The 11,750-nt window shown below is 52.5% G+C and carries 17 protein-coding genes and 1 pseudogene; 13 read left to right on the top strand and 5 right to left on the bottom strand.

What is annotated here, in order from left to right:
* The 6 genes and pseudogenes from HBN79_RS21995 to HBN79_RS21970 all read left to right on the top strand — a co-directional run.
* Positions 1 to 441, top strand: a 441-nt coding sequence (locus HBN79_RS21995; RefSeq protein WP_169917191.1) for a helix-turn-helix transcriptional regulator, incomplete at its 5' end; no start/stop codon positions are given.
* A gap of 52 nt (positions 442 to 493) precedes the next feature.
* Positions 494 to 862 (top strand): hypothetical protein, encoded by a 369-nt coding sequence (locus HBN79_RS21990; protein ID WP_095018790.1) that lies wholly within the window; start codon positions 494 to 496, stop codon positions 860 to 862.
* A pseudogene (locus HBN79_RS21985) lies at positions 859 to 1,456 on the top strand (hypothetical protein). The gene HBN79_RS21990 and the pseudogene HBN79_RS21985 overlap by 4 nt, the downstream one beginning before the upstream one ends.
* Positions 1,453 to 1,869: a phage tail terminator-like protein gene (locus tag HBN79_RS21980; RefSeq protein ID WP_095018791.1), complete on the top strand. Its 417-nt coding sequence runs from the start codon at positions 1,453 to 1,455 to the stop codon at positions 1,867 to 1,869. Before HBN79_RS21985 ends, HBN79_RS21980 begins: the two are co-directional and overlap by 4 nt.
* Positions 1,870 to 2,189: 320 nt before the next feature.
* Complete coding sequence (locus HBN79_RS21975; protein ID WP_095018793.1) at positions 2,190 to 2,933, top strand: C40 family peptidase; 744 nt, start codon at positions 2,190 to 2,192, stop codon at positions 2,931 to 2,933.
* Between the two features lie 34 nt (positions 2,934 to 2,967).
* Positions 2,968 to 3,183, top strand: coding sequence for a DUF1983 domain-containing protein (locus HBN79_RS21970; RefSeq protein WP_130871701.1), 216 nt, complete (start codon positions 2,968 to 2,970; stop codon positions 3,181 to 3,183).
* Here the strand turns inward: HBN79_RS21970 and HBN79_RS21965 are convergent.
* Positions 3,161 to 3,406: a hypothetical protein gene (locus HBN79_RS21965; protein WP_095018794.1), complete on the bottom strand. Its 246-nt coding sequence runs from the start codon at positions 3,404 to 3,406 to the stop codon at positions 3,161 to 3,163. The two genes, HBN79_RS21970 and HBN79_RS21965, sit on opposite strands and share 23 nt — an antisense overlap.
* Before the next feature lie 188 nt (positions 3,407 to 3,594).
* Between HBN79_RS21965 and HBN79_RS21960 the strand changes: the two genes are divergently transcribed.
* Both HBN79_RS21960 and HBN79_RS21955 read left to right on the top strand, forming a co-directional pair.
* Positions 3,595 to 3,939 (top strand): hypothetical protein, encoded by a 345-nt coding sequence (locus HBN79_RS21960; protein WP_019827010.1) that lies wholly within the window; start codon positions 3,595 to 3,597, stop codon positions 3,937 to 3,939.
* Entirely contained in the window at positions 3,936 to 4,250 is a 315-nt protein-coding gene (locus HBN79_RS21955) for a transcriptional regulator (RefSeq protein ID WP_019827011.1), read from the top strand. Before HBN79_RS21960 ends, HBN79_RS21955 begins: the two co-directional genes overlap by 4 nt.
* Positions 4,251 to 4,305: 55 nt before the next feature.
* Here HBN79_RS21955 and HBN79_RS21950 read toward each other — a convergent pair whose 3' ends face one another.
* A complete protein-coding gene (locus HBN79_RS21950) occupies positions 4,306 to 4,581 on the bottom strand; it encodes a hypothetical protein (protein WP_095018795.1) in 276 nt (91 codons plus the stop codon).
* 879 nt (positions 4,582 to 5,460) lie between these two features.
* Entirely contained in the window at positions 5,461 to 5,922 is a 462-nt protein-coding gene (locus tag HBN79_RS21940; RefSeq protein ID WP_169917190.1) for a hypothetical protein, read from the bottom strand.
* Positions 5,923 to 6,370: 448 nt separating this feature from the next.
* On the opposite strand from HBN79_RS21940, the gene HBN79_RS21935 reads away from it, so the two are divergent.
* A complete protein-coding gene (locus HBN79_RS21935; protein ID WP_095018799.1) occupies positions 6,371 to 7,267 on the top strand; it encodes an EcsC family protein in 897 nt (298 codons plus the stop codon).
* 891 nt (positions 7,268 to 8,158) lie between these two features.
* On the opposite strand, the gene HBN79_RS21930 is transcribed toward HBN79_RS21935, so the two are convergent.
* Positions 8,159 to 8,764 carry a hypothetical protein gene (locus HBN79_RS21930; RefSeq protein WP_095024247.1) on the bottom strand — a complete coding sequence of 202 codons (606 nt, stop codon included), beginning with the start codon at positions 8,762 to 8,764 and terminating at the stop codon, positions 8,159 to 8,161.
* A gap of 71 nt (positions 8,765 to 8,835) precedes the next feature.
* A complete protein-coding gene (locus HBN79_RS21925; protein WP_169917189.1) occupies positions 8,836 to 9,723 on the bottom strand; it encodes a LysR substrate-binding domain-containing protein in 888 nt (295 codons plus the stop codon).
* Positions 9,724 to 9,831: 108 nt separating this feature from the next.
* Between HBN79_RS21925 and HBN79_RS21920 the strand changes: the two genes are divergently transcribed.
* The 4 genes from HBN79_RS21920 (at position 9,832) to HBN79_RS21905 (ending at position 11,632) form a co-directional block, all read left to right on the top strand.
* Positions 9,832 to 10,167, top strand: a complete 336-nt coding sequence (locus HBN79_RS21920) for a carboxymuconolactone decarboxylase family protein (RefSeq protein WP_169917188.1) — start codon at positions 9,832 to 9,834, stop codon at positions 10,165 to 10,167.
* Between the two features lie 6 nt (positions 10,168 to 10,173).
* Complete coding sequence (locus HBN79_RS21915) at positions 10,174 to 10,548, top strand: tautomerase family protein (protein WP_095018803.1); 375 nt, start codon at positions 10,174 to 10,176, stop codon at positions 10,546 to 10,548.
* 161 nt (positions 10,549 to 10,709) lie between these two features.
* The gene (locus HBN79_RS21910) at positions 10,710 to 11,441 is read left to right on the top strand and encodes a zeta toxin family protein (protein WP_169917187.1); all 732 of its coding nucleotides are present in this window, start codon (positions 10,710 to 10,712) and stop codon (positions 11,439 to 11,441) included.
* On the top strand, positions 11,438 to 11,632 hold the full coding sequence (locus HBN79_RS21905; protein WP_095039178.1) for a hypothetical protein: 195 nt from the start codon (positions 11,438 to 11,440) through the stop codon (positions 11,630 to 11,632). Before HBN79_RS21910 ends, HBN79_RS21905 begins: the two co-directional genes overlap by 4 nt.
* Positions 11,633 to 11,750 lie beyond the last annotated feature (118 nt).

Here is an 11,750-nt window from a genome sequence, read left to right as displayed (position 1 = left end):
AGATATCTGCAACCAGATCCCAGGCTGCGTCGGGGAGTTCATACCGCTTTGCCATCTTGGCCTCCTGGCTTTAATGGCGGTGTATTTTACAGAAAATCGTATTTCTTGGGTTTACGTACAGAGCCTAATCCAAAAAGCAGTAATTTTCGCTCGGCTCTACGTAATGCGCGCAAGGATGCAGGGCTCACATTGACTGAGTTGGCTGATGCTGCAGGCATATCCAATGTTATGCCTGGACGCTACGAGCGAGGCGAATCTCAGCCTACGATGGGCACTTGGCAAGAGTTGAACAAAGCTCTGTTTGAGGTCGATGACGAGGAAGTTGAGGCAGAAGCGAAAAAGCAGGAAATCGGCGAATCACTTTCCGACTCGTCTATTGAGCAGATACTTGAAGAGCTAAAAAGCCGCGGATTCAGCACGGTTAACCTTTCCTACAGCTGATTCGTTGACCCAGCCCCGCTATCTAGTGGGGTTTTCTATCTCAGGTGCCACCATGACTTTCTATGACGAAATGGCCATGATGGCTCTGGAGATGATCACCGAGTTCGGCCAGTCGATACTTGTCGGTAATGTCCTTCCCGGCGAGTACGATCCCGAAACCGGAACGTCAGATCCTGACATTATCACTGAGCAAACTGCCCAAGGCATCCTGCTCGACTTCACTGGCCAGGAATTCCAGAACAACAGCCTCATCAAGCAAGGCGACAAGAAGCTCAAGATTGCTGCGCAGGGGCTTGAGTGGGTGCCTGACCTGCTGAGCAAGATGTCAATTCAAGGCCGCACCTGGTCAATCGTTCCTCCGCTCAAAGAGATCAACCCTGCCGGGACACCGATCCTCTATGAATTGCAGGTGCGATCATGAGCAATCATTACGCAGGCAAGAGCGGCAGTTTCTCAGCTCAAATCCGGGCCTTCGCGGATCGAGCGAAAGATGCCATTGATATGACGATGCGCGACATCATCATCAACATAGGTAACAGCGTTATCACGATGTCACCTGTGGGCACTCCTGATGTCTGGAAGATTAACAAGATCAGTCGCGAGTACAACCAGGCCGTCGCGGAACACAACGAAAACCTGCGCCAAAATCCGCAAAACTTCGACAAACGTGGCTACCTCAAGCGCGGCTTAAAGCTCAATGACGGCATGGGCATACGTGCGCCGCAGGGCTGTGTGGGCGGGCGCTTTCGCGGCAACTGGATGTTCAGTGTCGGATCACCTGACACCTCCACGGTGGATCAGGTAGACCCCCGGTGGTAGCCGTTCCATGGCACGTATCGTCAATGGTGCCCTGGAGTTCAATGCAGGGGAGACGGCTTACATCACCAACTCACTGCCTTATGCCATCCCCTTGGAGTACGGGCATTCAACCCAGGCACCGAGCGGTATGGTTCGGATCACCCTGGGCAACTTTCAAAAGATTGTTGAAGAGGCCATCAGGAAGAACCAGGTATGAGCCATAAGATTGTTCGCGCACTGTTTGAGGCCCGGCTGGCAGCTTGGGCAAAGCTGCAGAAGCCTGTACTGCGCATTGCCTATCAAAATGTGGTGTTCAAGCCTGCTGACGGCGAAACCTACCTGCGGGCTTTCTTGATACCTGCTCACACGGGGAGCGACGACCTCGCTGGCGAGCATCGGGTTTATACCGGTCTGTTTCAAATCACCATCGTCACACCTGCCGGAATGGGTTCCGGTGCGGGCGAAGGGTTGGCAGATGACCTGTCTGCTTTGTTTGCCCTCAATGATCGATTAACCCGGGGTGACTTCACGGTACTGGTGATGACCCCGGTCGAGCCTGGTCCCGAGCAACAAGAAGACACCGGCTGTGCGTTGCCTGTGTCGTTTCAGTACCGTGCCGACACGACTTGATCAGTACTTAGGATTTGGCGCGGCGGCTTCTGAACCACTTCACTAAATACCAAGGCGCGGCCAGTATCAGAACAAGAATCGCCGCCAGGGGCAGAGAGTCAACCCAGAGGGACGCTAGAAGCCTGGATTCGATCAACCAACCTTGTGCACTATTCGGATCGGTTTGGGCGTAGGCCGACAGCAGTGCAATCACTGAGGTGATTATCGCGAACCAAATGGCGCTACGAACTTGCTCTCGATTCATATGTGTTTGATTCCCGGAGTGGCATTAAGTAAGGCGCGCGATCCTATCAACCAGCCGTCATCCGGTCGATGGCTCTATTTGCCAATCCACTGACTTCATCCTAATACGCCCATACCCGAAAGAGTGCTGCGGGCTGCTGCTGGCCATCGGGCGCAAGCAGCAGTACTTCCCGTGCCGGAACATTGCCAGCGAGCCGAATGAAGAGTTTCGTCTCGATCCAGAAGACTACGCAGCAGCGGAAGACCTGGGCGAGGTGATCGGCATTGTTCACTCACACCCGGATGCCACCAGCCGGCCGTCTCCGCATGATCTGGCGATGTGCGAGGCTACGGCGTTGCCATGGCACATCCTGAGTTGGCCTGAAGGCGACTTGCGCACTATTACACCGACCGGAAACACGCCGCTGCTTAAGCGTCCGTTTGTTCACGGCGCGTGGGATTGCTGGCAGGTCTGTGCGGATTGGTACAAGCGCGAGTGGGGGCTGGAGTTTGAAGCTTTTAGACGGGAGGACGGCTGGTGGGAGAGTGCTGGCAACACCAGTTTGTACGAAGCCAATTACGAGGAGGCAGGTTTTGTGCGGGGCGACCAGCCACGGCGTGGTGACCTGATCGTTATGGCGATTGGGCGAACGGTTCACCCGAATCATGCTGGGATTTATCTCGGTGATGATCCGGAGCTGCCTGGAGAAGAATCAGGGGTGTTCGGGCCGGGGCCGTTTTTGTTGCATCACCTGTACGGCAGGCCGTCAGAGGTGATCGTTTATGGCGGCCCTTGGCTGGATCGGACGCAGCTGATCCTCAGGCACACAGATGCAAAATAACTAAAATGACGAGGCTTACCCGCAGGAGATCAACATGCACCAACTTAAAACTCAAATGACGAGTACTGGAGCGCTTGTGGTTACCGGTATTGGTACTGGAATTGAAACCAGTCAGCTTTTGATTTCAGCTGATAGATTTTCGATCAAGAGTGTTGAGCAATTTCTGGCAACAGAGAAAGCCGACCTGTTGGAGCGTCGACTTGCACGGATTGAGAGCAAATTAGGGTTTAGTCCTTTGGGTGATCGCTGAAAAATTCCGAGATCCTCTTGGGGTTCGGACGAACAGGACTGTTCTTGGGCATCGCCTCCGCCACGCGCAATGCAAAGACTCTTGCAGTCTCGAGGCCTTCTTTTCCTTGAGAAGCGGACAATTGATGAACAAGTCCGGAAATTACGCAATTGAGATTTTGTAGGTCTGAGCCATGCGCGTTGACGGCGTCGATCAGTTTCTGACTCAGTTCGCTTTGTTCCATTTTGCCTCCTTGGTAATCCGCGCCGAAATTAGCGCAACCCCAGTCCGTGGGCTTGCAGGCAAAAGACTGGGGAATTCTGTTGCGTAAGTGCTGGAGGCTACTACTACAGGCAACGGGGTGTTACTGAGGATTCGTACATGCTGCAACCATTTGCTAATCTATAGGCAATCTGCGTACACTTTACGCCAATGAAAACAGTCTTCTTTGAAACCACAAGCTTCACCGCCACGGTAGGTGATTACCTGACTGACGATGAATACCGGCAGCTTCAGGTAGAGATGCAGGCGAACCCGGCCGCAGGCGATGTAATGCCGCGCACGGGTGGATTCCGAAAGCTACGCTGGCAAGACGCCCGCAGAGGAAAGGGCAAGCGTGGCGGGTTGCGGGTCATCTATTACTGGCTGCTGGATGATGGTCAGTTCTGGATGTTCGCAATTTACGACAAGGATGAGCTTGAAAACCTGACCGCTGATCAGGAGAAAGCGCTGAAGGCGGCCATTGGTGCAGAATTGAAACAACGAGGTGGGAAATGAAAAAGCGCGATCTGTTTGCCGAGCTGATGCAAGGCGTGAACGAGATGGGCGAACATCGCGAAGGGAAGATCACCCTTCGCCAGTACGAAGTGGAGGCGATGCCGGCCCCCGAGGTGACTGCTGCCGAGATCGTTTCTCTGCGTGAAAAATTGCACATGTCCCAGCCAGTGTTTGCCCGGCAGATCAGAACCAGCCCGGACACACTGAAAAATTGGGAGCAGTCGAAGTCAAAGCCGAATGCCCAGGCAGCACTACTGATCAAGTTGGTCCAGCGCTTCCCTGATATGGTTGATCGCCTCAACGCTGTTTAAGCTGACCTGTATATGAAAGCCCGGCCCTCGCGCTGGGCTTGTTGCATCTGGTGCCTTACCAGCAAACGAGCCGCAAGCCGCCTACTAGATCTAATATTTCATCGGGGCGAATTGGCTGGATCTCCAATATGGAGATCAGACCATCAATCACCCTGCGCGATTCTTGACTGACCGGTTTTCCATGAGGCAGCAGCAAGTCTGCAATCGGATAGCACTCATTCGGCCAGTTTTTAAGCGCATTGATTAGTAGGTTACGTTTTTCTACCAGTGCGTAAGGACCATCGGCTGGATCTGCAAGCGCTAGCCTCAGTTTCGTGAATTCAAGTTGCATTATCTGCATCCTAGCCAGTAAAAAAACGCCCGGCAGCCCAGGCTTGGGCTACCTGTAATGGCGCTGGCGAAGCACTTCGGAGCAGCGCTTGGCGATTGTCAAAAAGTGCCAGCCAGTAAAAAGCATCAGCCCAACGGCACTGTACGCAGCGACTCCCAATGCTGTTATACCTACTTGGTTTGTAGCGTGTATGAGTTCTGGAGCAACGTCTTTGGCTACCCATAAGTAGTAACTGCCGGCCAGAAAACTTGGTCCACCAATTAGGGCAAGCGCCCAACTATTGAGCTCCGACCAGGGCCGCTTACGTTCGTTTCGAAATAACTGTAGAGCTTTATTAAGCGCCTTCAATTGGACTTCCTCAGACTTGGTTATAGGGCACAACGCTACTACTGTGGCGAGTATTTAGGTATTGGCATTTCATCCATGCTGGATGCCCATTCAGGTTCCGACAGAGCGTTATTCTTGGTGGTGGCATTTTGATGCTAAAGTTGCTTTTTTTCAAAGGAACTGAGTCATGGCCCTCGGAATCAGGAAGAGCATCAAAATTGCTCCTGGTGTTCGGATCAACATCAGCAAAAGTGGTGTGAGTACGTCACTAGGCGTGAAAGGTGCCACAGTAAACCTAAGTAAACGCGGTACGCGGGTCACGACCGGAATTCCTGGCACTGGAATATCTTCGTCGAAGTTCTACGGGGTCGGAAAGAGAGAGGCTACCCCTACGCCACCTACACCGGCGTGGGCGCATGTGGCCACCTTGCTAATTATCGCAGCAGTTCTTTGGTGGATATTCAGCTGAGGTCCACGCGCAGCCCTAATGTTTTCGGTGCCCTGAAATGAGAAAGCCCAGCTAAATGCTGGGCTTATTGTGTTTGATTGTTATTACCCGCGTTTGAGAGACACCATTGCATCCACAAACCGTTCAGCTTTCTTCTGCGTATCTACAAGAGAGCTGTTCATGATGTTCCCGCCAGTGCTCCGGGTCTGCACAACCCATCGGCCGCGTTTCGAGTAGAGGGCCACACTACCGATGGAGTTGTAGTAAATACGAGTCTGAACGGCTTTTGAGGATGTTCGTGAGCTGCCTGCTGCTATCGCTCCGCCACCGAGAGGGACTGCACTGGCAAAGCCGCTGGTGGTCGAAAGTATGCCGCTGCCATAGCCAATGTACTCATCAGTAAACACGACCTGCTCCGGCCTGGTCTTGAGAGGTTGTTCCATAAGCACCTGCTCGATTACCGAACGTGCCTGTTCTGGGCTGATCTTGGCCGGAGTGTACTCAACGACCTTTGATACGCATCCTGTGAGCAGAAGCATTAGTGCAGCTATGGCGAAGGGTCTCATCACAGGCTCCGTTATTGTTGGCGGGGCATTCTGCCATGACCGCGTTGCTGATGCTAAAGTCCCGCCAAATCAATAGAGGGAACGACATGCGAATTTTGATAGGTGCGTTGGCAGTAGCGTTGCTGGCGGGGTGTGCGTCTTCACCCATTCCGGTCAGCCAGGCAAAGCCGGTTCCATCGGATGAGCTTTATGCTTTCCAGTCAAAGCCCGCGGGTGAGAGTGGCGTGATTACAATCGTCCGGGATTCTGGAATGGTTGGGTCGGAGTTCAAAACTGTGCGGCTAATCACGCGTAACCTTCCTAGCATTCACGTCGACTGCCAGCATCCTGTGTCGATCCACATGACATCGCACAAATCGACCACCTGAAAGCTGCAACAAAAATTTTATTTATCAGGGCATAATGGCGTTTTGATATTGCCTACTGATTCGAAACTCAAGGACCCAGCATGCCGAAACTGAGCAAATACGAGCAACACGCTCTTAAAGAGATTCACAGCTGGAAGGCGCCGGACATCGGCTGGTTCGGCCAAGCATTAAAGGTGATAAACCAACCGCTTGACAAAGCGGGTGACCTTCTGTTCAAGACGCCTGTAGTTGGTTCCACTATTCAAAGCGCAATCGAGGGCCTAACGAGTGTATGCCACGACGCGGCTCAATGGAGTGTAAGGCCAGAAGCTATTTTTGAAGAGTTTCGCGGCGACGGGCACAGTACAATCAAAACTCATATGGATATTCACGACTTGGATCTGGCGCAAATCGATAAAGTCGTTGGCTTCTTGGGTGCTAAATATAAAGGTATTGCTTTAGTCGAGGGGGCCGGGGCAGGAGCTGTTGGCATAGCTGGCTTGGCGGTCGATATCCCTACGCTAATAACACTCAATCTTCGTGCTATAGGCGAGTATGCTGCGTATTACGGTTTTGATACCTCGCGTCAGGAGGAGCGGCTGTTCGCTTTCAACGTATTAGGCCTCGCATCCTCCCCAAGCGATAGCTCCAAAGCCCTCGCAATGGCTCAACTGATCAAAATTTCTCAAGATGTTGCAAAGAAGGCAACTTGGCAGGAGCTGGAAAAAAGTGTTTTCGTAAAGATTATCCAAGAAATTGCTAAATCTTTAGGCATACGCCTTACTAAAGCAAAGCTCGCACAAACCATTCCTGCGGTGGGTGCGATTGTGGGGGGAGGCTTCAACGCTTACTTCACCATGAAAGTCTGCGACGCAGCCTTCTACCTTTATCGGGAGCGCTTCTTAGCCCATAAGTATGGTCCTGAAGTAATTGAGGTTACCGTAAAACCTGCGGCCGACTATGATCCGCATTACGAAGAAGCTTCGCAAACGGTGTGAAAGCTCAAATTTTCGTCGATCGCCGGGTGTGCAATCAGCAAATTATGGGTTTGAGCCCATCCCCGGCATGGTATGCGATGCGCTTAGATAGGCGTAATGCTATGCAGTTTTACTGTCAATAGAGAGCTGCAGGGAGGGTGGGTTTATGGCCAGAGCCCAAGATAAAACACAGATAGAAAGCGGGCAGTAGGCTGTTGAAAATCACTGATTATTTCAGCGCCAAGGAGGCTCCAAACCACGGTTTTAAAGGACTTTTCACTTGTTTGCAGATCCGTTGTAATAAATATGAACGTTCGTTCGGCAGAACACTGCAGAAGTTTCGTACTTACTGGATCTTAGTCGCTGAAAAGCAATGCCGAGACTGCTCGCACTAAAGACAGAGTGAGATCACAAGGACGCGTCTCAACATAGACTACATGTCATCATAGGGAATGCACTAAACCTGTAGCAAAATACAGTGCTAAGTTATTGATTCTTATAGGGTAGTTGTCTCGGTTTTACGCAATCTGAATCACATGTAAACCCTATACATTTCAATAGCTTACGAAAGGTCATCAGTCAACCTTGACATGGTGGGGGTCGTTGGTTCGAGTCCAATCGCGCCTACCAAACAAAATCCGCTCTGCTGGGCGGTCTAGAAGGGCTCACCGAAAGGTGGGCCCTTTTTTGTTGTTCTCGTTTGGCCAATCATTGGGCAAACCACCAACGCGCAGCAGCTTCACATCCGCATGCCCCATCAAACCCTGAATGTCATCCTGAGCAAATCCCTGTTACTCATATAGCCAGGCACCCAACGCTCGAGTCTCATGAAAGGTTGACCGCTCATTCGCCGGGATGTGGTCATAGGCCTTTGCTTGCCCAAAGCGAGCGAGTCGCTACTTGATTTGTTATTCAGCAGTTGAATACCGGTGCGTAGCGTTCTTCGCGCTTCTTGAAGTGGACAGGTGCCATCGGGACTTTCTCACCGTTCACGAAAATATCCGGAAAGGTTACGGTGAAGTCATCCATATCCCCTTTGCCCAAGGGTGTTCCCTTGAAGCCCGCGTGGAAGATTTTCCTCGGATCAAAACCGGTTTCCAGCTGTTCAACGCTGACCTGATAAGACTGCCCTGTAGCCAGTTGCACGGTGACCATGGGCGATGCGGCACTCACCCAAAGGTCGGGCGGGGTCTGTTTGAGCGCCGCGCTGCGTTGTTCCGGGGTGTTCAGGTTGAGCAGGTAAGGCGGTTTGTACAGGCGACCGAAGAGGCGCAGTTCCGTGTCAGTTGAGCGCTTGTTGCTTGGCCAGCTGGATGTACCCGGCGGTGCTGCATAAACCAGCACATGAACCCAGTCGAGTTCTTCAGAAAGAGGCGTATAGCTCATCGCCGCCTTTGGCCCGGGGCAGGTACGCTCGAGAAGGGCGTTTTGGCCCACGGCTGATTCTGGATGCAGATAGGGCCCTGTACTGCATCCCGCGAGCAGTACCAACAGCGCATACAAGGTGTGTTTTTTCATAGGGGCAACTCCATTTGCTGCGCGATAAGCCGCTAGTTCGACGTCTGGGCTGCTTGATTCAAGCTAAGAATTTATTTCGAAATTGCAAAATTGAATGCCGGCTCTTGTAGGCTCGCTTTGATCAATGCTGCGAGTTCACGCGTGGCGGGTGTGGGAGCCTCAGTACAGCTATGAATCATGTAACCAAGGTGTGGTACAGGGGGCAAGCCTGAAACGATGTCGAGATGGCCCGGTAGCCCGATGCGGGTTCTAAGCGTCAAGCCTAACCCAGCAGCAACGGCGGCCCATATACCGGCAACGCTGGGGCTGGTCAGGGCGATTCGCCAGGGGATATTCGCCGCATCCAGTGCCTGGGTGGCGGCACTGCGCAACACGCACGGCGCATCAAACAGGATCAATGGCAGCGGTGAGTCATCCATCATGGTTGGCAGTCGTGTGTTACGAGCCCCGATCCAGTGCATCGGCGTTTCACCCAGTCTCGTCGCAAGCGGCGAATTGCGCTCCGTGTCCCATGTTAGGGCCAAGTCCAGGCCGGCGCTTTCTACCATTGAAAGTAATTCAGCGTTTCGCGCAATCCTGACTTCAAGATTCACCATTGGGTAGGCTTGAACGAAGCGTTGCAGGATGTCGCTGAGGAAATGCTCCCCAAAATCTTCTTGAACTCCGAAGCGAACGGTTCCGGTCGTCTGGCTTTCATGCAGGCTCAAGAAGATCCCGTCGTTGAGCTCCAGTAGCCGGCGGGCGTGGCTGAGCAGGATTTCTCCCGCAGGTGTCAAGACCAGGCCACGTCCTGATCTGGCCAACACCGGGGTGCCCATCTGCTCTTCAAGTTTCTTCAATTGAGCGCTCACTGCGGACGTAGATCGACCGAGGCAATCCGCAGCCTTGGCAAAGCTGTTGAACTCAACGCCGGTAACGAAGGTGCGCAATACATCGAGATCGAAAGTTGGACGGCGCATCGGATAATCCACAAATTTGGAACAGTTGATCCTATTAAATCTGATATTCGCAATTACCGCGACTTGATAGTTTTGTCCGATTGACAAGGTAATTCGGGGATTAAGGTCGTGAATACATTAAAGGATAGCGGGCGAGAGCACGTGGGCAGATTCCCGCATAAGTTTGCCGATTTAACTGACCAAACCCTGTTTGGTGATATGTGGAAGCGAACGCAATTGACACCTCGCGAGCGCAGCCTGGTGACGGTGGCTGCCCTGGTGGCGCTGTACCGGCTGGAGCAACTGCCATTCCATTTGAGTCGAGCGCTGGACAACGGTTTGAGTGATGATGAATTGGAGGAAGTCATGACCCATCTGGCGTTCTATTCAGGCTGGCCGACGGCTGCTTCTGGCCTGAAGCAGCTCAGCGATGTGCAAGCCAGTCGTGCTCCCAGCCAAGGGTAACTATTTATGCCATTTGCACGTATTTCACTGCATCGCGGAAAGTCCGCTGCGTATCTGCAGGCGCTATCCCAAGGGGTGCATGACGCTCTGGTCGAGAGTTTTGAGGTGCCTGGCGCAGATCGCTTCCAGGTCATCCATCAGCATGATGTCGGTGAGCTGATTTTCAATCCCGAGTACCTGGGCGGGCCGCGCAGTCATGATTTTGTGTTGATTGCTATCACCGCTGGCCGTTCACGAAGCGTCGAAACGAAACAGCATTTCTACCGCACTCTGGTCGAGAAACTTAACGAGGCTACTGGGCTTAGCGAGGAAGATGTCATGGTGGTAATTACCACCACAGACAGTGAGGATTGGTCGTTTGCTGGCGGTCGGGGTAACTAGCTCCCGGACTTTGCGGGGATTTGCAACACCATGCTGTGCATCGTTTAATTCTGAGATAATGGCGAAACGCCACGCAGCCCTTGATCACGCGGGGCATGGTTTATCATGACTTGACCCAAGCATTAGGTGGTAGAGTCTTGGTTCTCGTTAAGGATGAGACCATGCCCGGGGAAGAGCAGGCCGTTTCTGAGCGCGCCGTAGCGTTTGCAAAGCTAAATCGAACTAGCGTTGCCCGGGAATTGGCATCCTTGGATCGATATCCGTGCGATGAGTACCCCGTCTCGGTGTTTATGGCGGGGTCGCCAGGAGCAGGGAAAACTGAAGTGTCCAGGGCGTTTATTCAAATGATGCAGGCCGGAGGATCGTGTGCGTTACGAATCGATCCGGATGATTTCCGGTGCTACTTCCCTGAATACACGGGGCTTAACTCCAGTCTTTTCCAGCGAGGGGTGACCACTTTTGTTGAGCGCACTTTGGACTTGGTTTACCAGCAGCGTCAGTCTTTTTTGCTGGATGGGACACTTGCGAATCTCGATGTAGCAAGGCGGAATATCTCCCGCACTCTTGATAAAGAAAACAGGTCGGCCCAAATTATCTACGTGTACCAGAGGCCAGAACTTGCATGGGAGTTTGTGCTTGCAAGGGAGAAAAAAGATGGAAGGAACATTCCCTGTTTAGAGTTTGTCAGGCAGTTCTATGCTGCAAAGGCATCTGTTTGCGCGCTTAAGCGTGAATTTGACGCTGCTTTGCAGGTAGATGTAATCATCAAGGATATCGATGGTGGAAATGAAGACATTGGGATCGACCTTTCAGCTGGTGAAATTGACGGGTTCGTCAACCAGCCCTATGATCACCTCGAGCTTGAAAGAATTTTGAACGGAGTACCCCAATGAAAGGCGAAAATGCAGCAGTCGCTTCGACGAAGGTGAATGCCTCTTCGAAGATGTCTGAGTTTTTCCGCCACGGCTCCATGGAGGAAAGGCGAGCGGTTTATCTCATGGCAGCCAATGTCGCCATCAACGAGCAGAAGGATGTTATTCGCTCAGTTAAGTCTGGCGAATTTCTGATCACGAAACGCAAATAGCCTTCTCCGGACGTCCTAAACCCAGCCCTCGTGCTGGGTTTTTTCATTTGGCAGTCTGCCAGTTGCTTCCGAGAGAAACCATCGCACCCACAAAGCGCTCAGCTTTCTTCTGTGTGTC

Source organism: Pseudomonas sp. WS 5051 (genome assembly GCF_012985715.1).
In the GTDB taxonomy this organism is placed as follows: Bacteria; Pseudomonadota; Gammaproteobacteria; order Pseudomonadales; family Pseudomonadaceae; genus Aquipseudomonas; species Aquipseudomonas bubulae.
Note: the sequence above shows the minus strand (reverse complement) of the source record. Positions and strands in the feature narration are given on the sequence as shown.